We start from the raw sequence: 21,662 nt of genomic DNA on the forward strand, positions 1-21,662 counted from the left end.
CCGGTTAAGACCCGCGGCCTAGCCTCGATCCTTGCACGGGGGTGCGTGAAATCGGGGGTCGGGGCATGCCATGGTTCAGGCATCGCAGCACGCTATACGCGGGCTTTGAAAGCTATGTCACCACGTTGACGGATCTTGAGGTCGCGCGGATCGGGGCGCGCACGGTGCTGCTGGCCTCGACGGGCAGCGGCGGCGGGATCTCGGTCTTCGATCTCAGCCCGGGGGGCAGCGCGCAGTTCCGCTCGGCGGTGGGGCTGGTCTCGCCGCTGGGCCATCTGGTTGCGCCGCAGATAGAGTTCGTGCCGAACGCCGGCGGCGGTGCGGTCATCTCTTACGGGCTGCGCAGCGCGGCCAACAATGTCTTTGCCGTGGATACCCTCGGCAATCTCGGTCCGCGGGTCTCGCTCGGGCAGGCAGGCTCCCCTTTTGCGGATATCATCGCAACCACGCAGATCGAAAGCGGGGGGCGGAAGTTCCTTTTCGCCAGTGCCTCGCAAACCGGCGACACCACCACCTGGGAGGTTTTGGGCAACGGGCAGCTTGCCCTGTTGCAGGCACCTTCGGACCTGCCGGGGCCGGTGTTCAACCTGCTGGCCGGCCTCACGCTTGAGGGCACCGCATTTCTGTTCAGCGCCAGCACGGCCAGCAACCTCATCCGAAGCCAGGCCGTCGCGCCGGACGGATCGCTGTCCACGGTGGCGGAATTCGCCATGCAGTCGGGCATCGGCTTTTCCGCCCCCACCGCGCTTTGCACCGTGCAGGTGGCGGATCGTTCCTTCCTTGTGGTCGGGGCGGCCGAAAGCTCGTCCCTGACGGTGTTTTCCGTGGGCGCGGGCGGGGTGCTGAATGCCGTCGACCATATCGTCGACAGCCTGTTCACGCGGTTCGCCGATGTGACGGCGCTGCGCAGCTTCGTGATCGGGGATCAGGTGCATATCCTTGTCGGCGGCTCCGATGGCGGGCTGAGCCTGTTCACCATGACCGCGCGGGGCCAGCTGGTGTTTCGCGCCACGCTGGAGGACAACGCGACCATGACCCTGTCGGAACTGTCCGCACTCGCGCTGTGGCAGGAACCCGGCGGCGCGGTGCAGATCTTCGCGGGCAGCGAAAGCGAGGCCGGGCTGACCCAGATCACGCTCGACGTGGGGCCTGTCGGCCTGACGCGCGAGGCGGCGCATGGACAGCAACTGCTGACGGGATCGGCGGGAAACGACATCCTTCTGGGCAGTGACGAAGCGGTCCGCATTCAGGGCGGCGCCGGCGACGACATCCTTGTGGGCGGCAGCGGGGCGGCGCAACTGGCCGGCGGCGCGGGCGCCGACATCTTCATGTTCCAGCACAATGGCGCGGTGAACCGGATCCTCGATTTCCAGCCCGGAACCGACATCATCGACCTGACTCTGATGCCCATGCTGCGCGGGGCCGGGCAGCTTCGGGTGGTGACCACAGCCCAAGGTGCGGGCCTTGAATATATGGGCACCGAGATCGTGATGGAATCCGCCGACGGCACCTGGCTGACCGAAACCGAGATCACCGCGGCGCTGCGCTTTGCCGTGGCACGCTATACGCCCGGCATGGTTCTGGCCGAACAGATGGGGATGCCCCCTCAGGATGCCTCGGGTCTTTTTGCCAATGGCCGGACCTATGACGACATCCTGGTCGGCACGACCGGCAATGACATGCTGTTCGGTGGCACGGGGGACGATCTGCTTTACGGCCATGGCGGCAACGACACGCTGGAAGGGGGCGCGGGGCAGGATGTTCTTGTCGGCGGCACCCTGCACATGGCCGATCCGACGGCGCTTGTGGCCAGCTATGGCCGGGCCGCCGGAGGCTGGGTCTCGCAAGAGGTCTATCCCAGGCTTCTGGCCGATGGGCCCGAAGGGGGAACCGCGCTTGGCTTTGGTTACAAGGGGGTTTACGCAACCCCTGTCAACGCCCCGGAGGGCGCGGCGCGGGCGACCCTTGTCCTGGCCAGTTTCGGCACGAATCTGGGCTGGACCTCATATGACAAGTTCCCCCGGCTGGTCGGCGATTTCAACGGCGACGGGCTGGATGACATCGTGGGGTTCGGCCATCGAGGCGCATATGTCGCCCTTGGGCGGCAGGACGGAAGTTTCGGCAACACAAGGCTCGAGGTCGACAATTTCGGGGTGGCGCAGGGCTGGTCCTCGTTAAACAAGTTCACGCGCGCAGTTGCCGATCTGAATGGCGACGGGCTGGACGACCTGATCGGATTCGGCAATCTGGGGGTCTATGTCGCAGAGGCAGATGGATCGGGCGGTTTCGGCGGGATCCGGTTCGCGCTTGCCAGTTTTGGCGCCAATCTCGGCTGGACTGACGACGCCCGCCTGCCGCGCCTCATGGGCGATGTGAATGGCGACGGCCATGCCGATATCGTGGGCTTCGGGTACCGTGGCGCCTATGTCTCGCTTGGCGATGGATACGGTTTTTCCAATCCCCGCCTTACCGTAGATGAGTTCGGCGCATCGCACGGATGGGAGGCCGATCCGCTAATTCAGCGGCTGGTTCAGGACATCAATGGCGACGGGTTCGACGACATCATCGGCATCCGCGACGGCCAGGCGCATATCGCGCTGTCACGGGGCGATGGCAGCTTCCAGAACCCGCGCAGCTTTGCCGCGCCGCTGGACGATGGCTGGCTGGGCCACAACCTTGAGCCGCGCTACTATGCCAACCTGAACGAAGACGGCATCCTGGACGCGCTCACCTTCACCACGAACGGGGTCACGGTTGCGCTCGGGCTGCCGAACGCGGACCGTTTCGTGTTCCGCGACGGGTTCGGCACGGATCGCATCGTGGATTTCGACCCGCTGGACCCTGATGAGAGGATCGACTTCTCGGGCCTGACGCTGTTTGACAGTTTCGAGGATGTCGCGGCGGTCATGCGGCAGCATGGCGACGATGTGCATATCGACGCAGGTCCGGACCTGCTGATCCTTGAGCACGTTCAGATCGCCTGGCTTGGCGCGGATGACTTCCTGTTCTGAGCGGCGCCCTCAGGCAAAGGGGCTTTCGAACTGCGCGAAAGGCACCGCGCCGGCATCCTTGTCGGACAAGAGCGGGTCTTCCACGCCCCAGTCGATCCCGAGGCTGCTCCAGAGCACCGCGCCATCGCAGGCCGGGTCGTAGTGATCGGTGCATTTGTAGACGATCTCGGTATCGGGGTCGCGGGTGACGAAGCCGTGCAGGAAACCGGCGGGGATCCAAAGCTGGCGGCCATTCTCGAAGGACAGCTCCTCGCCCACCCATTGGCCATAGGTGGGGCTGGAGCGCCGCGCATCCACCGCCACGTCGAACAGCCGCCCGCGCCCGCAACGCACCAGCTTGCCCTGCGCATGGGGGGGCGATTGATAATGCAGCCCGCGCACCGTGCCCGCCCTGCGCGACAGCGAATGATTGTCCTGCACGAATTCGGGCAGATCCAACCCCGCCTGGGAAAGCGTGCGGCGGTTCCAGCTTTCGCTGAAAAAGCCGCGTTCGTCGCCAAAGCGGCGCGGGGTCAGCACCAGAACCCCGGGCAATGCGGTTTCACGGATGTCCATATCGTCCCCTCAGCGCAGGCGCCGCAACAGATCGAGCGTGGCATAGCCATCGGGCGTCATCCCCTGATGGCGCTGGAACGCCTCGATCGCAGCAATGGTGTTCGGCCCGATCCTGCCGTCCGACCCCTGCGTGTCGAACCCGCGCGCGGTCAGCCGCTCTTGCAGCTCCTTGCGTTCGGTGGATGACAGGGCGCGGTCGTCGCGGGGCCAAGGCGTGCGGAACGGCGCCTTCCCCTTCAGCCGGTCGGACAGGTGACCGACCCCGATCACATAGGCATCGGCCGAGTTGTAGCGCGAGATGGCGGTGAAATTGCCGAAGATCATGAAGGCCACGCCCTTCGATCCGGCCGGCAGCAGGATCGAGGCCGCGCCATGATCGGGCACCGTCCCGCCCGAGGCCGCGCGCACGCCCAGTGCGGCCCATTCGGCGGGGGATTTCTTCACCTTCTTGCCCGCCAGCCCATAGTTGAAGCCCGGCGGCAACTGCACCTCCACGCCCCATGGCTGGCCGCTTCGCCAGCCCGAGCGCGCAAGGTAGGCCGCGGTCGAGGCCAGCGCGTCGGCCGGGTTATCCGACCAGATGTCGCGCCGCCCGTCACCGGTGAAATCCACCGCATAGGCCAGATACGAGGTGGGGATGAACTGCGTGTGCCCCATCGCGCCGGCCCAGCTTCCGGTCAGATGGGCCGGGTCGGTATCGCCCGCCTGGATGATCTTCAGCGCGGCGATCAGCTGCTCGGCGAAAAAGGCGCCGCGCCGCCCGTCATAGGCAAGCGTGGCCAGCGCCGGAATGATCTGCGTGGTGCCGCGGTTCTTGCCGTAATTGCTTTCCATGCCCCAGACGGCCACCACCACTTCCTTGTCGACCCCGTAGCGCGCCTCGATCTGGCGCAGCACCGCGGCGTGCTGGGCCAGCATGGCGCGGCCGTTCTCGATGCGGGTATCGGACACGGCACTGTCGAGATATTCCCAGATCGTCTTGGTGAATTCGGCCTGGCTCCGGTCCCGCTCGATGACCTTGGGGTTGTAGCGCAGATCGCGCATCGCGCGGTTCCAGGTGGCCTCGGAGACCCCGGCGGAAAGCGCGCGCGGGCGGAAGGATGTCACCCAGGTCTCGAAGCCGCGCTGCACCTCGGGCGCAACCGGGGCGATGGGATCGGCCGACGGCATGGAACCTCCTGCGCGCGACATCGGGCGCGGCGAATCGGTCGGCCCTGCACAGGCCGCCAGCGCCGAAAAGACCAGCGCCGGAATAAGGGTGGATCTGACTGCGTGTTTCATGGGGTGTGCCTGCCTGCTTGTCTTTTCACCAAGTGTAGCAAGCATGCCGGCGAAGGCAATTCACCTTTGGCGCCTTATTGCGGCTTGGGATGATCCTTGCCGAAAAACGGCGTGAACTGCGCCACGACGACCGAATTTTCGGCCAGGGCGCGCTGCATCAGCCCGCGCTCTTCCTCGCCGATCTCATGGCCCTGCGCTTCGCGTTCGGCCAGCGTGCCATAGCCCGTCACGTCCAGCGGCGCCATGTCGGCCTGCTTGAGGATGGCCACGGTTTCGCGCACCGCCTCGGCCTCGTCCACGCCGCTTGCATAGCACAGAAGCCCGGCCCCGCTTGCCCCCTTGGGCAGGCCGTCGCCGGCCTTGCGGCCGACCTCGACCAGCAGGGTGTAAACCTGTTGCGGGCGTTTCTCTTTTTTCGGGGGGGAAGGTTCGCTCACATCGGCCTCATGGGGTTGCGCCACAGACAGGGGGGGCGGCCCCCTGTCACACGCCGTTACCGGCTGCGCAACCACTCTACCGCCAAACCGTTGCGGATCACCAGAACGCCCGCGGCGGTTTTCATCAGCATCACGCGCCCGGCGTCCTGATCGCCGCAGGTAGTGTCGTAAAGCGTGGCATCCATCGCGCGCACGTTCACGGGGTTGGCGATCGTGCAGCTTGCGCCCATGCCTTTCAGGCTGTCGCCCTCGATCTTCAGCCCGTTTCCGGAGGCCAGCGTCATCGCCTCGTCCCAGCCCGCGGCGAAGGGCAGATCGGGCTTGTAAACCCCGTCATATTCCGTTGCCATGACCGGCCCGGCCACCGCAACCGACAGGACTATTGCCCCGAAAATCCTTGGAATCATTGCGTTCTCCATGCTCGCGCGTCCGGCGGGCGGCACCATGCCCCCAGTCAGACCGGGCAGCGCGCCGCCATTTCGGCCGCGCGCCCGCCGCATGGCAATTCCGCAAATCGCCTCAGTCGCGCAGCAGCTCGTTGATCCCGGTCTTCGAGCGCGTCTGCGCATCCACCCGCTTCACGATCACCGCGCAGTAAAGGTTGATGCCGTTCTTCGAGGGCATCGAGCCCGACACGACGACCGAATAGGGCGGCACCTCGCCATACATCACCTCGCCCGACTCGCGGTCGACGATCTTGGTGGACTGGCCGATATAGACGCCCATGCCAAGGACCGAGCCTTCGCGGATGATGCAGCCCTCGACCACCTCGGAGCGCGCGCCGATGAAGCAGTTGTCCTCGATGATGGTGGGGCCGGCCTGCATCGGCTCCAGCACGCCGCCGATGCCCACGCCGCCCGACAGATGCACGTTCTTGCCGATCTGCGCGCAGGACCCCACCGTGGCCCAGGTGTCGACCATCGTGCCTTCGTCGACATAGGCGCCAAGGTTGACGAAAGACGGCATCAGAACCACACCCCTGGCGATATAGGCCGAGCGGCGCACGATGCAGTTGGGCACCGCGCGAAAGCCCGCGGCCTTCCACTGTGCCTCGCCCCAATGGGCGAACTTGCTGTCGACCTTGTCCCACCAGTTGCCGCCCTGCGGGCCGCCCGATTGCAGCTCCATGTCCTTCAGGCGAAAGCCCAGAAGAACCGCCTTCTTGGCCCATTGGTTGACATGCCACTTGCCGTCGGCCTGACGCTCGGCCACGCGCAGCGCGCCCTGGTCCAGCGCGCCCAGCGTCGCTTCGATCGCGTCGCGGGTTTCGCCCTTGGTGGCCGGGGTGATGGTATCGCGGATCTCCCAGGCGGTTTCGATGGCGGTCTCAAGGGCGGCGTTCGACATGGTGTCCCCTCTTTCATGGCGCGTTGGTGTGGTCTTCCCGAAGGACAGCCTATAGTTGGAAGGCAAAGGCCGTGCAATGCGGCGCTTGGACAAAGCCCCTGTGCCGGGGCAAGGAAAGGACATCGCATGAAGGATGACGGCCGCAACCACCCGTTCCGCGACAGCCATCAGGATGCCCGCGCGGCAGACAGCGTGCCCGACACGCCGCAGACCCGCGCGCCGGCCTACCGGCTGTCTTTCCTAGACAACGATTTCATGCTGCGCGAAGAGCTGCGCCCCGTGCGCCTTCAGCTTGAACTTCTCAAGCCGCAGATGATCCTGGACGAGAGGGGCGTGGAATCCACCGTGGTGGTGATGGGCTCGGCCCGCATCCCCCCCGAGGGAGAGAAGGGCAAGGCCGGAAAACTCTCGATCTGGTATGAGCGCGCGCGCGATCTGGCGCGCCTGGTGACCGAGAAAAGCCTGGAAAGCTATGGCCGCGAGAATGTTGTCGTGACCGGCGGCGGGCCGGGCATCATGGAGGCCGGCAACCGCGGCGCGCAAGAGGCGGGCGGCCACTCGATCGGGCTCAATATCGTGCTGCCGCATGAACAGGCGCCCAACCCCTATGTGACGCCCGACCTGTGCTTCAACTTCCATTACTTCGCCATCCGCAAGATGCATTTCCTGATGCGCGCGCGGGCGGTGTGCATCTTTCCCGGCGGCTTCGGCACGCTGGACGAGATGTTCGAGGCCCTGACCCTGATCCAGACCGGCCGGATGAACCGCATCCCCTTCATCCTGTTCGGGCGCGAATTCTGGGAAACCATCGTGAACTGGAAGGCGCTTGCCGAGGCGGGCACGATCTCGCCCGAGGATCTGGACCTGATCACTTTCGTGGAAACCGCCGAAGAGGCGATGGCCGTGATCGAGGGATGGGATTACGGTTGCGACTGAGGCGTTTCGAACAAGGGGGCAGCACCATGACAACCCGGCATCTTCTGGCATCCCTGCTTGCGGGAATGGCGTTTCTCGGGCAGGCCCAGGGCGCCATGGCGCGGCCGGCCGAGGGCACGCTTGGCTATCCGCAACGCATCGCCCTGCCCGAAGACGCGCTTGTGGTGATCGAATGGCGCGGGCCCGACGGTGCGGTGGCGGGCGAAAGCCGCTTTGCCACCGAGGGCCGCCAGGTGCCGCTGCCCTTCACGCTCGACCTGCCCGACGGGATGGACCTGAGCCTGCGCGCGGCGGTCTTCGTGGCCGGGCGCACCGCATGGCTTTCGGACATGGCCGAGATCGTCGCAGGTGACACGCCCGTGGCGATCGGAGAGCTGCGCCTGACACCGTTCCAGCCGATGGGCTTCGACAGCGTGATGCAATGCGGCGACCTTCGCCTGCGCATCGGTTTCGTCGGAGAGGATGCGGTGATGGAACTGCCGGGCGGCGAAAGGCGGGTGCTGTCGCCCGCCATCGCGGCCTCGGGCGCGAAATATGCCGCGGCCGACGATCCGGACACATGGTTCTGGTCCAAGGGCGGCACGCTTGCGCTGGTGTCACTGGCGGGGCGGGAACTGCCCGAGTGTTTCCCCGTTCCGCCCGCCCCCGGCCCCGGCTTTCAGGCCGCCGGGAACGAGCCGTTCTGGATGCTGCGCCTGGACGAGGGCCGGATCAGCTTTACCCCCAATATCGGGGAAGACCCGGTGACCGCGCCCCTGCCCGCCCCGCGTCTGGACGGAAGCGATTTCGTTTTCGACGCCCCAGAGGCCGCGCTGCGCCTGCGCCTGGCCCCCCGGATCTGTCACGATTCGATGTCGGGCATGCCGCATCCCCAGACCGTGACCGTCACCCATGACGGGCAGGACTACAGCGGCTGCGGCGGGGCGCCGCTTGACCTGCTGCTGGGCGGGGAATGGGTGGTCGAGGATATCGCGGGCGGCGGCATGATCGACGCCGCGCATGTCACCATGGCCTTCACCCCCGCGCGGATTTCGGGGCAAGGCGGCTGCAACCGCTACAGCGGCGGCTTCACCCTGACCGGCGAGGGCCTGAGCTTCGGCCCGGCCATCGCCACGCGCATGGCCTGTGCCCCCGCGCTGATGGATCAGGAATCGCGCTTCTTCGGCCTTTTGCCGCAGGTCGCGGGCTTCGACATCGACGAAACCGGCGCGCTTCTGCTTCTGGGGGCGGATGGCGTGGCGATGATCACCGCGCGGCGCGGGGGATAGCCGGCAAGGCCGCAGCCGGTCAAAGCCCGGCTTCGGCCTGGATCTCGGCGCGGGATTTGCGGGCCCGCTCGGTCGCGGATTTCAACTGCCCGCAGGCCGCCATGATATCCTCGCCCCGCGGGGTGCGGATCGGCGAGGCATAACCCGCCTTGTAGATGATATCGGCAAAGGCCTCGATCCGGGCCCAGTCGCTGCGCTCATAGGGCGCGCCGGGCCATTCGTTGAACGGGATCAGGTTGATCTTGGCCGGAATGCCGCGGATCAGCTTCACCAGCCGCCGGGCATCCTCGTCGCTGTCGTTCACACCCTTGAGCATGACGTATTCGAAGGTGATCCGCTCGGAATTGGACAGGCGCGGGTAATCGCGCAGCGTGCCCAGAAGCGTTTCGATGTTCCATTTCTTGTTCACCGGAACCAGCCGGTCGCGCACCGCGTCGGTGGTGGCGTGGAAGGAAACGGCCAGAAGGCAGCCGATCTCTTCGGCGGTCTTTGCGATCTCGGGGACGATGCCGCTGGTCGACAGCGTGATGCGGCGGCGCGACAGGCTGATCCCCTCGCCATCCATCACCACTTTCATCGCGTCGCGCACATTGTCGAAATTGTAAAGCGGCTCTCCCATGCCCATCAGGACCACGTTCGACACAAGCCGGGTTTCGTCCCTGGGCACGCCGGGTTCGGGCCATTCGCCCAGATCGTCACGCGCCAGCATGACCTGGCCCACGATCTCGCCCGCGGTCAGGTTGCGCACCAGCTTCTGCGTGCCCGTATGGCAGAACGAACAGGTCAGCGTGCATCCCACCTGCGAGCTGATGCACAGCGTGCCGCGGTTTTCCTCGGGGATATAGACCACCTCAACCTCATGGCCGCCGGCGATGCGCACCAGATATTTGCGCGTCCCGTCCGCCGATACCTGGCGCGAAACCAGTTCGGGCACCGCAATCTCGAAGCGCTCGGCCAGAAGGGCGCGATAGTCCTTGGCAAGGTTGGTCATCGCCGCGAAATCGCGCACGCCCCAGTGATAGATCCATTGCCAGATCTGCCCGACGCGCATCTTCGCCTGCCGCTCGGGCGTTCCGGCCTCGATCAGCGCCACGCGCAACTGCTCGCGCGTCAGCCCGACAAGGTTGCGCTTCCCCCCCTCGGGCAGCTTGCGCGGGATGGTCAGCATATCCTGGGTGATCGGGGCGGTGGCGTCGGTCATGGCGATCTCGGCATCTGGCGAAAGGCTTCATATAGGGGATTCGCACCAGGGCGGGTAGGGGGCAAAGCAAAACGGCCCCGCATTGCTGCCGGGCCGTTGCCGCAAAACCGGATGCCGCTTACTGGCAGCGCTTGGCGGCCTCTTCCATCGCGGCCGTGAAGCCCAGAAGCGAGAACTTGTCGCGCGTCAGCGTGCCCCGGCCCGAACGCCCCGTCACGACGGCATCCGCCCCTGCCTTGAGTGCGGTGACGATCTTGGCATCCTCCTCGGGCGATCCGGCCCAGGCACCCTCGCCATTGGTGAACAGGGTGAATTTCGTCCCGCCGACATCCAGCTCGACGGTGGAACCGTCGGCAAAAGGATAGCCGCCCATGAAGGACACCTCGCCCGGCTTGCCCGGCCGGAAGGTCACGAACAGCAGGATATCCCCGCGCCGCACCGCCACGGGCTGGCCTTCCTTGGTGTTGACGGTTTCCTTGGGCGCCGACACGCCCCAGCATTCCTTGGGATTGTCGCCCACGAAAACGCTCCAGTCCGTATTCGCCGCCACGCGATTGGAGCTTTCCTGAGCGAAGGCGGTGGCGCCGAACGCGAATGACGCGGCCAAGGTCGCGGCGCCAGCGGCCCGCAGCACGAAATCTTTCATAGTTCACAGCCTCCAGCTGCCTGATGCCTCTGCCCGCCGGACGGGCCTTCGAAAACCCTTTTTTATAATGGCGGACGTCTTTTCAACTCGATATCGAACAGATAACGCAAAAGTGCCGTGGGGGGAAAGCCCCCTGGGCAGGAAATCGCGCATCCTTGAAGGAGAAATCATGACAGCCGTGCCGATGATCGAACTGTGGCGAAACGGGATGCTGGAAAGCAGCCATGCGGGCCATGCCGTGATCTTCGGGCCCGGCGGGATCGAGGCCGCCTGGGGCGACCCCGCAGCCGTGATATTCCCGCGCTCGTCATGCAAGATGCTTCAGGCCCTGCCGCTTCTGGAAAGCGGTGCCGCGGCCGCGGCCGGGCTGACAGAGGCGCAGCTTGCCCTTGCCTGCGCCTCGCATAACGGCGCGGCGATCCATACCGATGCGGTCGCGGCCTGGCTCGCCGCCCTGTCGCTGGGGGAAGGCGATCTGCGCTGCGGCGCGCATATGCCCCAGGACAAGGCCGCGAACAAGGCGCTGACCTGCTCGGACACGGCGCCATGCCAGTTGCACAACAACTGCTCGGGCAAGCATGCAGGCTTCCTCACGCTTACCCGCCACCTGGGCGCGGGCCCCGAATATGTCGAACTCGACCATCCGGTCCAGCGCGCGGTCAAGACCGCCTTCGAAGAGGTCACGCAGGAAACCTCCGCCGGGTTCGGCATCGACGGCTGCTCGGCGCCGAATTTCGCCTGCACCCTCACCGGGCTTGCCCGCGCCATGCAGTTCTTCGCCACAGCCAACCCCGAAGGCTCTGCGCGCGAAGCCGCGGCCAGCCGGCTGACCCGCGCCATGACCGCCTTTCCCGAACTCGTCGCCGGCGAGGGCCGCGCCTGCACCGAACTGATGCGGGCCATGAACGGGCACGTCGCGGTGAAGACCGGGGCCGAGGCCGTCTTCGTCGCCATCCTGCCCGAACAGAAACGCGGCATCGCCCTGAAAATCACCGACGGCGCCACCCGCGCCTCCGAGGCCGCCATCACCGCGCTCCTGATCCGGCTTGGCGCGCTCGACCGCGCCCACCCCGTGGTGGACCGCCTCCTGACCGGCCCGCAGCGCAACTGGCGCGGCCTGATCACCGGAGAGATGCGCCGGGCGCCGGGCTTCGTCTGACGCCCCCTGAACAGGCACGCAATTCTTCAGAGCGGCAAATATCCCCGCCGGAGGCTCCTGCCCACCCCGCCTGCACGGGCGGGCGAATACCTCACAACATCTGCCAGATCAGCCGCAGGGCAAGCACCGTCGAGGTCACGACAAGAAGCGGCTTGATCACCCGCGCGCCCACCCGCATCGCCAGCCGTGCCCCGATCCGCGCGCCCGCCACCTGCGCAAGGCCCATCGCAAGCCCCGTCACCCACCACGGCGCCCCCACCACCGCAAAGGCCACCAGCCCCCCCATGTTCGAGGCGAAATTCAAAAGCTTGGTATGCGCGGTCGCCTTCAGCACGCCATACCCCGCCAGCGTGACGAAACCGATCATGTAGAACGCCCCCGCGCCCGGACCGATCAGCCCGTCATAGAACCCGATGAACGGCACGACGAAGGCGGTGAAGGCCGCGGGCCGGATGCGTTCCAGCCGGTCGGTATCGTCCAACCCCTTCTTGAAGGCGAAGAACGCCGCGATCCCGATCAGAACCACCGGCAGCGCGATGCGCAGCCCGTCGGTGGGAATGACGCTCACCAGAAGCGCACCCCCCAGCCCCGCGGCAAAGGCCAGCCCCGCAGCCCCGATCTGCCGACGCAGGTTCACATGCCCCGAGGCCGCATAGCTCAGCGCCGCGGTCGCCGCGCCGAACGCGCCCTGCACCTTGTTGGTCGACAGCGCCTGCAAGGGCGAGGCCCCCGAAAGCAGCAGCACCGGCAAGGTGATCAGCCCGCCGCCCCCGGCGATACTGTCGACGAAACCGGCCGCAAACGCCGCCACGATCAGAATGAGAGCAATCTCGGTCGAGACTTCGAACATGATGGGGTTCCCTGCGCCAACCGCCTCTCTTCCGCCGCCCGCCTGCCAAAGTAAAGCGCTTCCGCGCGTTCCGCCCCTTGCATCCCGGCGCCGCCGCGCGGAAAACTGCGCCCAGACAATGGCAAGAGGCGGATGATGAGCGTTGAGCGACACCTGCGCGCGGAGTATGCGGCGCTGCCGCGCTTCGTGGCCCCCGCCGCCCCGCGCGCCGAGCTTTGGCGCAGCCTTGTCGGAACGGTGCTGATCGCGCTGATCTACGCAGCATTGCTTTACGGCAGTCTCGCGGCGCTTGCGGTCGGCATGGGGGAATGGCGCTTCAGCAAGATGCTCTACGCGCTCGTCTCGGCCAGCACGCCGCGGGGCGTGCTGATGCTGTTTGCCACCTTCCTGCCCATGGCGATCGCCGCGATCTTCGTCACCCGTATGGTCCATGACCGCCCCTCGGGCACGCTGTTCGGCCCCGCCCCAAGGGTGGCGCGCGATTTCCTGCGCGTCAGCCTGCCGCTTGTCGCGCTCTGGATCGCGCTCTTGCCGCTGACCACCGCATCGCCCGATGTCGGCAAAAGCCTCCCGCTGCGGCAGCTCCTTGCCTGGCTGCCGCTGGCCCTGCCGCTTCTGGCGCTCCAGATCACGGCCGAGGAACTGGTCTTCCGCGGCTACCTGCTGCAACAACTGGCCATCCGCAGCCGCGCGCCCTGGATCTGGATGGGGCTGCCCTCGATCCTCTTCGGCGCGCTGCACTACGCCCCGTCCGAGTTCGGCGCAAATGCCTTCTGGCCCGCCCTGTGGGCCGGCATCTTCGGCTGCCTTGCCGCGGATCTTACCGCCCGGACCGGATCGCTCGGCGCCGCGATGGGGTTTCACTTCGCCACCAATGTCTCGGCGATCTTCCTTGTCGGGCTTTATGGCAATCTCGACGGGCTCAGCCTCTACACGGTCGTCATCAACACCCGTGACGCAAGCCAGCTCCTGCCCTATCTTGCGATAGACTTCGCGTCGATCCTCGTGGCCTGGCTGGTCGCCCGGCTGATGCTGCGGGTCTGATTGCATTTCCGCGCGCCGGGGCGTATCTGGTGCGGACGCGACGGAAAGGGGCTTGGCCGATGAACTGGATCTCGAATTACGTCCGACCGAAGATCAACTCGCTGTTCTCGCGCCGCGAGGTGCCCGAGAACCTGTGGACCAAATGCCCCGAATGCGGGACGATGCTGTTTCACCGGGAACTGTCGGACAATCTCAACGTCTGCACGAATTGCGATCACCACATGGCGATCACCCCGCGCGAACGCTTCAACGCACTTTTCGATTCGGGCATCTTCACCGAGGTGAAAATCCCCGAGCCCATCGCCGACCCGCTGCATTTCCGCGACCAGAAGAAATACCCCGACCGCCTGAAAGCCGCCCAGAAGGCCACTGGCGAGAAAGAGGCGATGCTCGTCGCCGAGGGCGAAATGGGCCGCACCCCGATCGTCGCCGCCGCGCAGGACTTCTCGTTCATGGGCGGCTCCATGGGCATGTATGTCGGCAACGCGATCATCGCCGCGGCCGAGCGCGCGGTGAAACTCAAACGCCCCCTCGTGCTCTTCTCGGCCGCGGGTGGCGCGCGCATGCAGGAAGGCATCCTGTCGCTCATGCAGATGCCGCGCACGACCGTCGCGGTGCAGATGCTGCGCGAGGCGAACCTGCCCTATATCGTCGTGCTGACCCATCCCACCACCGGCGGGGTGACGGCCTCCTACGCCATGCTGGGCGATGTCCAGATCGCCGAGCCGAACGCGCTGATCTGCTTTGCCGGCCCCCGCGTCATCGAACAGACGATCCGCGAGAAACTGCCCGAAGGCTTCCAGCGCGCGGAATACCTCCTTGATCACGGCATGCTGGACCGGGTGACCCACCGCATGAAGATGCGCGACGAACTGATCACCATCCTGCGCATGCTCATGCGCCTGCCGCCCCCCGTCGCGGGCGACCTGCCCGCCCCCGAAAAAGCCGAACCCGCCGAAAAACCCGCCGAGGCCGCTCCCGCCAAGGGCAAGAAGGCCTGATCCCTTCATCTTCGCTCAAATATCCCGGGGGTCCGGGGGCGGCGCCCCCGGCCCGCCCGCCAGTCCAGGGGTGCCCCCATGTCCCAGCCTTCCGACGCGATCCTTGCCCGGCTGATGTCGCTGCACCCCAAGGTGATCGACCTCACGCTCGACCGGGTCGAACGGCTTCTGGCCGCGCTCGGCCATCCCGAACGTGACCTGCCGCCGGTGATCCACCTCGCCGGAACGAACGGCAAGGGCTCCACCCAGGCGATGATTCGCGCAGGCCTCGAGGCGATGGACAAGCGCGTGCACGCCTATACCTCGCCGCATCTTGCGCGCTTTCACGAACGCATCCGCCTTGCCGGCACACTGATCTCCGAACCCGCCCTCGCGGCCCTGCTCGACGAATGCGACGCCGCGAACGAAGGCCAGCCGATCACCTTCTTCGAGATCACCACCTGCGCGGCCTTCCTGGCCTTCGCGCGCAGCCCCGCCGATTACACCCTGCTCGAGGTCGGGCTTGGCGGCAGGCTCGATGCAACCAACGTGATCGAGCGCCCGGCGCTTTGCATCATCACCCCGGTCTCGATCGACCATCAGCAATATCTGGGCGAAACCCTGCCCGAGATCGCCGCCGAAAAGGCCGGGATCCTCAAGCGCGGCACCCCCGTCATCGTCGGCCCCCAGCCCGAGGCCGCGCTTGAGGTGATCGAGGCGCGCGCCGCCCGGCTCGGCGCCCCGGTCCTGGCCTGTGGCCAGCACTGGCACGCCTTCGAGGAACGCGGCCGGCTGGTCTTCCAGGACGAGAACGGCCTGCTCGACCTGCCGTTGCCGAACCTGCCCGGCCCGCATCAGATCCAGAATGCGGGGGCCGCCCTTGCCGCGCTGCGCACCCTTGGCGCGAACGAGGCCGCCTGCGAGGCCGCCGTGACCCGCGCCGAATGGCCCGCCCGCATGCAGCGCCTGCGCCGCGGCCCACTGGCAGATGCGGCGGCGGGGGCAGAGCTGTGGCTTGATGGCGGGCACAATCCGGCCGGGGGCGAGGCGGTGGCCGCGACGCTTGCGCGCCTGCCCGCGCGCCCGACCCACCTGATCTGCGGCATGCTCAACACCAAGGACATCGCGGGCTATCTGCGCCCGCTGGTGGCTCAGGCGCAAAGCCTGACCGCCGTTTCGATCCCCGGAGAGGCCAACACCCTGCCCGCCGAAACCACCGAGGCCGCGGCCCGCGCCGCAGGTTTCGCCCGAGCTTCCAGCGCAGACAGCGTGGCCGACGCACTGGAACGGATCATTGCGGCCGATCCCCATGCGCGGGTGCTGATCTGCGGCTCGCTCTATCTTGCCGGGCAGGTGCTGAAGGAAAACGGCTAGCCCGCCGCGGGCGTATCCCCGGCGGCGGCCCAGTCGGCCGACTGCATCTCGCGCAGGCGGCTTGCGGTGCGCTCGAACTCGAACGTGCCCTCGCCTTCGATATAAAGCCGCTCGGGCACATCCGCGGCCGAGCAGATCAGCCGCACGCGCGCCTCGTAAAGCGCGTCGATCAGGATGACGAAGCGCTTGGCCTCGTTGAAATTGCCGGCCGACAGGTGCGGGATGTCGTCGATCATCAGCACGCGCACCGCCTCGGCGATGGCCAGATAATCCGCCGGACCCAGCATCGCCGCGCACAGATCCCAGAAAGAGGCCCGCCCGACGCCGTTGTGGAAATGCTCCAGCACCACCTCGCGGCCCTTCACGTTCAGCACAAGGCGGCTGGCCTCGTCATGGCCGGTCAGCTCGTCCCAAAGGCGGTTCATCTGCGCATGGGCGGCCGCGCCGGCGGGGGTGAAATAGACCTCAGCCCCGGCAAGGCGGTGCTGGCGGTAATCGGTTTCGCTTTCCAGCGCATGCACGTCCAGCCGGTCGCGGATCATGGCGATGAAGGGCAGGAAAAGCTGCCGGTTGAGCCCGTCCTTGTAAAGATCCTCGGGCACCCGGTTCGAAGTGGTCACCACCGTCACGCCGCGCTCGAACAGGTAATCGAACAGGCGCCCCACGATCATCGCATCGGCAATATCGGTCACCTGCATCTCGTCGAAGCACAAAAGGCGCACCTCGTCGGCGACCGATTGCGCCACCGGGCGGATCGCATCGGCCACGCCGCTTTTGCGCGCGGCATGCAGCCTGGTCTGCACCTCCTGCATGAAGGCATGGAAATGCACACGTCGCTTGGGAACCTGTGTCGCATCGCAGAACAGATCCATCAGCATCGACTTGCCGCGCCCGACGCCCCCCCAAAGGTAAAGCCCGCGCACCGGCGCCGCCGGTTTGCCGAAGATCCCGAAAAGGCCGGGCTTGCGCACCTCTTCCAGGCCCGTGCGCACCGCCTCCAGAAGCGGCAGCACCGCGCGTTGCGCCGCATCGGCGCGCAATGCGCCGTTGGCCACGCGCGCGTCGTAGATCTCGGTCAGGCTCTGTCTCATGCCCATCGCATAGCGCGCGCCGGGGCGATTGAAAAGTCGCCCTCCGCCGCCCTGCACGCGCCTTGAGCCCGCCTTCCGCTTGGCGTAGGCTCCGGCCGCGCAATTCCGCCACAGGAGCATCCATGAGCAACCCGACCCCGCAACGCCTGCATCTCGTCTTCGGCGGCGAGCTTGTCTCGCCCGCCCGCACCGAGTTCAAGGATGTGAGCGATATCCATATCGTGGGCATCTTCCCCGATTACGCATCGGCCCATGCCGCCTGGAAGGCCGAGGCGCAGCGCACGGTGGACAACGCCCATACACGCTATTTCATCGCCCACCTGCATCGCCTGCGCGACGAGGAAACGGCCGCGTCCCCGACCGAAGAACTGGGGGCCTGACGGACCCGACCCGCAATGGCACCGCGCCGATCCCTTCTGCTGTGGCTGTATCTTCTTGTGCGGCCCCGGCTTGTCCTGTCCGGCAGGCTTGCCCCCGACCCCAGGGAAGGGGAACGCCCTGCCGCCGGCCGGATATGGATGCATGTCACCGAGACCCCGTCGGCACAGGGGGGGGCGCTGATCGCGCGGCGGCTGGTGGCGGCGCGGCCGGAGCTGGAACTGCGGGTTTCGCAGGCGCAGGACCCACCCGGCGAGGTGGCTTTCCCCCCCGAGGCCAGGCAGCTTCCCGCCCCGCAGGGACGGCGCGCGATCGCCCGGCTGCTTGCGCAGCACCGCCCCGATCTGGTGTTGCTCTTGGGGGCGGACCTGCCGCCCGAGCTGATCGTGGAGGCCGGTGCCGCGGAAATTCCGCTGATCCTTGCCGATGCGCGGTTCGGGGCGCCGCAGTTGCGCCGCTGGCGGTTCCGGCGCGGCATGTTCGCGGCGCTCATGGCGCGGTTTTCCCGAATCTTCGTCGAGGATCAGGCCAGTGCCGCCATCATCGCGCGCCTGCATGCGCCCGCCGCGCAGGTCGAGGTCACCGGCCCACTGACCGAGCCGCCCGAGCCGCTTGGCTGCTCCGAGGCCGAGCGCGTTTCGCTTGCGACGCTGATGCAGGCGCGTCCGGCATGGCTTGCAACCTCGGTGCCGCAGGCCGAAATCGCGGCGGTAGTCGGCGCGCATGAGGCAGCGCTGCGCCACGCCCATCGCATGCTGCTGATCCTTGTTCCCGACGATCCGGCCAGCGGCCCGGCCCTTGCCGAAAGCCTTGTCGCGCAGGGCTGGAGCGTGGCGCGCCGCAACCTTGAGGGCGAGCCGGACGAGGATGTGCAGATCTTCATTGCCGACGATCCGACCGAATACGGGCTTTGGTATCGGCTGGCTCCGGTCAGCTACATGGGCGGCACCTTGCGGGGCGGGGCCGCGGCGCCGCGCGCGCCGTTCGAGGCCGCGGCCCTCGGCTCGGCCGTCCTGCACGGGCCGCAAGCCGGCGATCATGCCGCGCAATATGCCCGCCTGACCGAGGCGCGCGCCGCCCGCCTCGTTTCGGCAGAGACGGGCCTTGGCGATGCGGTGGCCGACCTCATCGCCCCCGACAAGGCCGCGATCCTTGCGCATAACGCCTGGGCCGTCACCTCGGGTGGGGCGGGCGTGGCCGAGGCGCTTACGCGGCGCATCCTCGAACAGCTTGAGACCCGCCGGCGGGATGACAGGCCCGCCGCCCGGGCGGAGGCACGGTGATGCGCGCGCCGGCCTTCTGGTTCCGCCCGCCCGAGCGGCCCGGCCTTGCCGCAAGGCTGCTGGCACCGCTGGGCGCACTTTACGCCGCGGGCACCGCCCGGCGCCTGCGCGGCCCTTCGGACAAGGTGGCGGTGCCGGTGATCTGCGTGGGCAACATCAATGCCGGCGGCACCGGCAAGACGCCCACGGTCATCGCGCTGGTCCAGCACCTTTCAGCGCGCGGCATCGCGGCCCATATCGTCAGCCGCGGCCATGGCGGCACCCTCGCCGGCCCCGAGCGCGTGGACGAGCGGCGCCACAGCGCCGCCCAGACCGGGGACGAGCCGCTCTTGCTGTCGGCCTTCGCGCCGACATGGGTCGCGCGCGATCGCGCGGCGGGTGCGCGTGCGGCCATCGCGGCGGGCGCGCAGGCGATCGTGCTGGATGACGGGCATCAGAACCCCGCGCTTGCCAAGGATCTGTCGATCGTGGTGGTCGATGCGGTCAAGGGCTTTGGCAATGGCCGCTGCCTGCCCGCGGGCCCCTTGCGCGAACCCGTGGCGGCGGGGCTTGCACGGGCGGATCTGCTTCTGTCCATCGGGCATGCACAGGCACAGGGCGCGTTTCGCCGCCAATGGGCGCGCGCGATCACGATCCCGCACCTGAGCGGCACGCTTGCCCCGCTGGAAACCGGGATGGACTGGTCCGGCCAGCGCGTTCTGGCCTTTGCCGGGATCGGCCATCCGGAAAAGTTCTTCGCCACGCTGCGCGGCCTTGGCGCCGATCTGGCGCGTGGCGAGGCGCTGGACGATCACCAGCCCTTCTCGGCCGCGCTGTTGCAGCGGCTGGAAACCGAGGCGAACCTTCTGGGCGCGCAGCTTGTCACCACGGAAAAGGACGCGGTGCGCCTGCCCGCCGCCTTCCGGCCCAAGGTGCTGGCGCTTCCCGTCCGGCTGGTGCTGGAGGATGCGGCGCCGCTGGATGCGGCGCTGACGCGGCTTGGCCTTTGAGGCAGCGGCTCAGACCTTGGCGCCAAGGCTGGCGCGGATCTCGGCGTCATGCTGGCCAAGGCGGGGCGAGGGCCGCTCCAGCGCCAGGTCTGCATCCGAGAAGGTGACCGGCAGGCGCACGCCCGGCACGCCGCCCGGCGCGATCTGCATGCCGCGCGCGATGACCTGCGGATCGGCAAAGACATCGGCCATCTCGTTGATCGGCCCGGCGGGAACGCCCGCCCCCTCGCAGGCGGCCAGCAGATCGGCCCGCGCCCATGCGCGCGTCGCGTCCGAGATCACGTCGGTCAGGGCCGCGCGGTTGCGGATCCGGTCGGCATTGGTCAGGTAATCGGGATCGGTCGCATGGCCCTCGATCCCGAGGATCCGGCAAAGCCGCTGATATTGCGCGTCATTGCCCGTGGCGAGAATCACGAAACCATCGGCGCAGGGGAACACCGCATAGGGCACGAGATTGGGATGCGCATTGCCCATCCGCTTCGGCGATACCCCGGTGGCCAGATAATTCATCGCCTGATTGGCCATGATCGCGCTGGCCACATCCAGAAGCGCCATGTCGATATGCTGCCCGCGCCCGGTCACCGAACGCTGATGCACCGCGGCAAGGATCGCGGTGGCGGCATAGATGCCGGTGAAGACATCGGTGACCGCAACGCCCACCTTCTGGGGCTGGCCATCGGGTTCTCCGGTCACGCTCATCAGGCCCGACATGCCCTGGATGATATAGTCATAGCCCGCGCGATGCGCATAGGGCCCGGTCTGCCCGAAGCCGGTGACCGAGCAATAGATCAGCCGCGGATTGAGCGCGCGCAGGCTTTCGTGATCCAGCCCGTATTTCGCCAGCCCGCCCACCTTGAAATTCTCGATCAGGATGTCGGCATCGGCCACCAGCGCCCGCACGAAAGCCTGCCCTTCGGGCGTGCGGAAATCGCAGGTGACCGAGCGTTTTCCGCGATTGGTGGCGTGGAAATAGGCCGCGGCCTCTTCGCCGTCATGCGTGATGAAGGGCGGACCCCAGCGGCGGGTATCGTCGCCCTCGGGCGCCTCGACCTTGATCACGTCGGCCCCCAGATCGGCGAGCATCTGGCCAGCCCACGGGCCAGCCAGAATCCGCGCCAGTTCGACGACTTTCAGTCCCTGCAACGGCGTCATGGGTTATTGCCCAAGCTCTTCGTCGAGAATCGCCTTCAGGTCGGCATAACTCATGTTCGAATGCTTCGTGCCGTTGATGACCAGCGTCGGCGTGGAATTCACGTCATCGGCAGTGGCATTTTTCTGATAGGTCGCCACCATCTTGCGCGCCATGTCCTGATCGTTCAGGCAGGCATCCAGCTGATCCTGCGACAGGCCCGCCTTCAGCCCGATCTTGCGCAGGTTGGCGGCGATGGTCGCCTCTTGCCCGTCGCCGATCCAGTCGCGCTGCGCATCATAAAGCATGCCCGAGATCGCGTAGTATTTCGGCGCACCGCCGCAGCTTGCGATCATGCCCGCCCAGAGGCCGAACTTGTCGAAATAGACCTCGCGGTGGATGAAGCGGACCTTGCCGGTATCGACGTAATCGGCCTTCAGCTTGTCGAACACCTCGTCATGGAAGCTTGCGCAATGCGGGCAGGTATAAGAGGCGTATTCGATCAGTGTCACCGGCGCATCGGCCTGGCCCATGACGATATCGGGCAGCGTTTCGGCGGTGGCCTCCTGCGCGACGGCGGCAAGCGACAGGTTGCCCGCCCCCACAGGTGTCTGGCCCGCGCCGGACATCCACCAGCCTCCGGCAGCGAGGGCCGCAGCGGTCAGGATTCCGGCGGCAAGCTTTGGGGAAGCGATCTTCATGG

Annotated in this window: 21 protein-coding genes; 10 read left to right on the forward strand and 11 right to left on the reverse strand. The window is 67.0% G+C overall.

The genetic code is table 11. The annotated features are described in order from the left end of the window. Positions 1-65 precede the first annotated feature (65 nt). Positions 66-3,011, forward strand: a complete 2,946-nt coding sequence (locus tag AC4PTO_RS15730) for an FG-GAP-like repeat-containing protein (protein ID WP_492730063.1) — start codon at positions 66-68, stop codon at positions 3,009-3,011. 9 nt (positions 3,012-3,020) lie between these two features. Here AC4PTO_RS15730 and rfbC read toward each other — a convergent pair whose 3' ends face one another. The 5 genes from rfbC to dapD all read right to left on the reverse strand — a co-directional run bounded on the left by rfbC (position 3,021) and on the right by dapD (position 6,631). Then, positions 3,021-3,566 carry a dTDP-4-dehydrorhamnose 3,5-epimerase gene (gene rfbC / locus AC4PTO_RS15735; RefSeq protein ID WP_492730064.1) on the reverse strand — a complete coding sequence of 182 codons (546 nt, stop codon included), beginning with the start codon at positions 3,564-3,566 and terminating at the stop codon, positions 3,021-3,023. A gap of 9 nt (positions 3,567-3,575) precedes the next feature. Beyond that, entirely contained in the window at positions 3,576-4,847 is a 1,272-nt protein-coding gene (locus tag AC4PTO_RS15740; RefSeq protein WP_492730066.1) for a lytic murein transglycosylase, read from the reverse strand. Between the two features lie 74 nt (positions 4,848-4,921). Then, complete coding sequence (locus AC4PTO_RS15745; RefSeq protein ID WP_492730068.1) at positions 4,922-5,284, reverse strand: DUF8846 family protein; 363 nt, start codon at positions 5,282-5,284, stop codon at positions 4,922-4,924. A 56-nt stretch (positions 5,285-5,340) separates the two neighbouring features. Next, positions 5,341-5,691 carry a hypothetical protein gene (locus AC4PTO_RS15750; protein ID WP_492730070.1) on the reverse strand — a complete coding sequence of 117 codons (351 nt, stop codon included), beginning with the start codon at positions 5,689-5,691 and terminating at the stop codon, positions 5,341-5,343. Positions 5,692-5,803: 112 nt separating this feature from the next. Continuing rightward, positions 5,804-6,631, reverse strand: a complete 828-nt coding sequence (gene dapD / locus AC4PTO_RS15755) for a 2,3,4,5-tetrahydropyridine-2,6-dicarboxylate N-succinyltransferase (protein ID WP_492730072.1) — start codon at positions 6,629-6,631, stop codon at positions 5,804-5,806. Positions 6,632-6,757: 126 nt separating this feature from the next. On the opposite strand from dapD, the gene AC4PTO_RS15760 reads away from it, so the two are divergent. Next, positions 6,758-7,567 (forward strand): LOG family protein, encoded by an 810-nt coding sequence (locus AC4PTO_RS15760; protein WP_492730074.1) that lies wholly within the window; start codon positions 6,758-6,760, stop codon positions 7,565-7,567. 26 nt (positions 7,568-7,593) lie between these two features. Next, positions 7,594-8,835 carry an META domain-containing protein gene (locus AC4PTO_RS15765; protein WP_492730076.1) on the forward strand — a complete coding sequence of 414 codons (1,242 nt, stop codon included), beginning with the start codon at positions 7,594-7,596 and terminating at the stop codon, positions 8,833-8,835. 19 nt (positions 8,836-8,854) lie between these two features. Here AC4PTO_RS15765 and rlmN read toward each other — a convergent pair whose 3' ends face one another. Both rlmN and AC4PTO_RS15775 read right to left on the reverse strand, forming a co-directional pair. Continuing rightward, on the reverse strand, positions 8,855-10,036 hold the full coding sequence (gene rlmN, locus AC4PTO_RS15770; RefSeq protein ID WP_492730079.1) for a dual-specificity RNA methyltransferase RlmN: 1,182 nt from the start codon (positions 10,034-10,036) through the stop codon (positions 8,855-8,857). 118 nt (positions 10,037-10,154) lie between these two features. After that, the gene (locus tag AC4PTO_RS15775; protein WP_492730082.1) at positions 10,155-10,682 is read right to left on the reverse strand and encodes an invasion associated locus B family protein; all 528 of its coding nucleotides are present in this window, start codon (positions 10,680-10,682) and stop codon (positions 10,155-10,157) included. A 169-nt stretch (positions 10,683-10,851) separates the two neighbouring features. On the opposite strand from AC4PTO_RS15775, the gene AC4PTO_RS15780 reads away from it, so the two are divergent. Then, the gene (locus AC4PTO_RS15780; protein WP_492730084.1) at positions 10,852-11,841 is read left to right on the forward strand and encodes an asparaginase; all 990 of its coding nucleotides are present in this window, start codon (positions 10,852-10,854) and stop codon (positions 11,839-11,841) included. A 91-nt stretch (positions 11,842-11,932) separates the two neighbouring features. Here the strand turns inward: AC4PTO_RS15780 and AC4PTO_RS15785 are convergent, their stop codons facing one another. Then, entirely contained in the window at positions 11,933-12,691 is a 759-nt protein-coding gene (locus tag AC4PTO_RS15785) for a TSUP family transporter (RefSeq protein WP_492730086.1), read from the reverse strand. Positions 12,692-12,826: 135 nt separating this feature from the next. Between AC4PTO_RS15785 and AC4PTO_RS15790 the strand changes: the two genes are divergently transcribed. From AC4PTO_RS15790 to AC4PTO_RS15800, 3 genes are all read left to right on the forward strand, one after another. Then, positions 12,827-13,735 (forward strand): CPBP family intramembrane glutamic endopeptidase, encoded by a 909-nt coding sequence (locus AC4PTO_RS15790; protein ID WP_492730088.1) that lies wholly within the window; start codon positions 12,827-12,829, stop codon positions 13,733-13,735. Positions 13,736-13,794: 59 nt separating this feature from the next. Further along, the gene (gene accD, locus AC4PTO_RS15795) at positions 13,795-14,736 is read left to right on the forward strand and encodes an acetyl-CoA carboxylase, carboxyltransferase subunit beta (protein WP_492730089.1); all 942 of its coding nucleotides are present in this window, start codon (positions 13,795-13,797) and stop codon (positions 14,734-14,736) included. Positions 14,737-14,814: 78 nt separating this feature from the next. Next, positions 14,815-16,089, forward strand: a complete 1,275-nt coding sequence (locus AC4PTO_RS15800; protein WP_492730091.1) for a bifunctional folylpolyglutamate synthase/dihydrofolate synthase — start codon at positions 14,815-14,817, stop codon at positions 16,087-16,089. Here the strand turns inward: AC4PTO_RS15800 and zapE are convergent. Continuing rightward, positions 16,086-17,180, reverse strand: a complete 1,095-nt coding sequence (gene zapE, locus AC4PTO_RS15805; protein ID WP_492730092.1) for a cell division protein ZapE — start codon at positions 17,178-17,180, stop codon at positions 16,086-16,088. The genes AC4PTO_RS15800 and zapE overlap by 4 nt on opposite strands. A gap of 122 nt (positions 17,181-17,302) precedes the next feature. Here zapE and AC4PTO_RS15810 point away from each other — a divergent pair, with 122 nt between their 5' ends. Genes AC4PTO_RS15810 through lpxK form a run of 3 tightly spaced genes read left to right on the forward strand, consistent with a single transcriptional unit; the run spans position 17,303 to position 19,830 of the window. Further along, the gene (locus tag AC4PTO_RS15810; RefSeq protein WP_492730093.1) at positions 17,303-17,560 is read left to right on the forward strand and encodes a DUF4170 domain-containing protein; all 258 of its coding nucleotides are present in this window, start codon (positions 17,303-17,305) and stop codon (positions 17,558-17,560) included. A 15-nt stretch (positions 17,561-17,575) separates the two neighbouring features. Next, a complete protein-coding gene (locus tag AC4PTO_RS15815; RefSeq protein ID WP_492730094.1) occupies positions 17,576-18,841 on the forward strand; it encodes a 3-deoxy-D-manno-octulosonic acid transferase in 1,266 nt (421 codons plus the stop codon). Beyond that, a complete protein-coding gene (lpxK, locus tag AC4PTO_RS15820; protein ID WP_492730096.1) occupies positions 18,841-19,830 on the forward strand; it encodes a tetraacyldisaccharide 4'-kinase in 990 nt (329 codons plus the stop codon). The genes AC4PTO_RS15815 and lpxK overlap by 1 nt, the downstream gene beginning before the upstream one ends. A 9-nt stretch (positions 19,831-19,839) precedes the next feature. On the opposite strand, the gene AC4PTO_RS15825 is transcribed toward lpxK, so the two are convergent. Both AC4PTO_RS15825 and AC4PTO_RS15830 read right to left on the reverse strand, forming a co-directional pair. Continuing rightward, complete coding sequence (locus tag AC4PTO_RS15825) at positions 19,840-20,982, reverse strand: CaiB/BaiF CoA transferase family protein (protein ID WP_492730097.1); 1,143 nt, start codon at positions 20,980-20,982, stop codon at positions 19,840-19,842. 3 nt (positions 20,983-20,985) lie between these two features. Beyond that, positions 20,986-21,660: a DsbA family protein gene (locus tag AC4PTO_RS15830; protein ID WP_492730098.1), complete on the reverse strand. Its 675-nt coding sequence runs from the start codon at positions 21,658-21,660 to the stop codon at positions 20,986-20,988. Between the last annotated feature and the right edge of the window lie 2 nt (positions 21,661-21,662).

Source organism: Rhodobacter maritimus (assembly GCF_058747975.1).

Coding starts and splice junctions, on each gene's coding strand:
- AC4PTO_RS15810 (WP_492730093.1), top strand. CDS start 17,303: ATGAGCAACCCGACCCCGCAACGCCTGCATCTCGTCTTCGGCGGCGAG.
- AC4PTO_RS15765 (WP_492730076.1), top strand. CDS start 7,594: ATGACAACCCGGCATCTTCTGGCATCCCTGCTTGCGGGAATGGCGTTT.
- zapE (WP_492730092.1), bottom strand. CDS start 17,180: ATGAGACAGAGCCTGACCGAGATCTACGACGCGCGCGTGGCCAACGGC.
- AC4PTO_RS15815 (WP_492730094.1), top strand. CDS start 17,576: ATGGCACCGCGCCGATCCCTTCTGCTGTGGCTGTATCTTCTTGTGCGG.
- AC4PTO_RS15790 (WP_492730088.1), top strand. CDS start 12,827: ATGAGCGTTGAGCGACACCTGCGCGCGGAGTATGCGGCGCTGCCGCGC.
- accD (WP_492730089.1), top strand. CDS start 13,795: ATGAACTGGATCTCGAATTACGTCCGACCGAAGATCAACTCGCTGTTC.
- AC4PTO_RS15800 (WP_492730091.1), top strand. CDS start 14,815: ATGTCCCAGCCTTCCGACGCGATCCTTGCCCGGCTGATGTCGCTGCAC.
- AC4PTO_RS15775 (WP_492730082.1), bottom strand. CDS start 10,682: ATGAAAGATTTCGTGCTGCGGGCCGCTGGCGCCGCGACCTTGGCCGCG.
- AC4PTO_RS15750 (WP_492730070.1), bottom strand. CDS start 5,691: ATGATTCCAAGGATTTTCGGGGCAATAGTCCTGTCGGTTGCGGTGGCC.
- rlmN (WP_492730079.1), bottom strand. CDS start 10,036: ATGACCGACGCCACCGCCCCGATCACCCAGGATATGCTGACCATCCCG.
- AC4PTO_RS15825 (WP_492730097.1), bottom strand. CDS start 20,982: ATGACGCCGTTGCAGGGACTGAAAGTCGTCGAACTGGCGCGGATTCTG.
- AC4PTO_RS15785 (WP_492730086.1), bottom strand. CDS start 12,691: ATGTTCGAAGTCTCGACCGAGATTGCTCTCATTCTGATCGTGGCGGCG.
- AC4PTO_RS15730 (WP_492730063.1), top strand. CDS start 66: ATGCCATGGTTCAGGCATCGCAGCACGCTATACGCGGGCTTTGAAAGC.
- AC4PTO_RS15740 (WP_492730066.1), bottom strand. CDS start 4,847: ATGAAACACGCAGTCAGATCCACCCTTATTCCGGCGCTGGTCTTTTCG.
- dapD (WP_492730072.1), bottom strand. CDS start 6,631: ATGTCGAACGCCGCCCTTGAGACCGCCATCGAAACCGCCTGGGAGATC.
- AC4PTO_RS15760 (WP_492730074.1), top strand. CDS start 6,758: ATGAAGGATGACGGCCGCAACCACCCGTTCCGCGACAGCCATCAGGAT.
- rfbC (WP_492730064.1), bottom strand. CDS start 3,566: ATGGACATCCGTGAAACCGCATTGCCCGGGGTTCTGGTGCTGACCCCG.
- AC4PTO_RS15780 (WP_492730084.1), top strand. CDS start 10,852: ATGACAGCCGTGCCGATGATCGAACTGTGGCGAAACGGGATGCTGGAA.
- lpxK (WP_492730096.1), top strand. CDS start 18,841: ATGCGCGCGCCGGCCTTCTGGTTCCGCCCGCCCGAGCGGCCCGGCCTT.
- AC4PTO_RS15830 (WP_492730098.1), bottom strand. CDS start 21,660: ATGAAGATCGCTTCCCCAAAGCTTGCCGCCGGAATCCTGACCGCTGCG.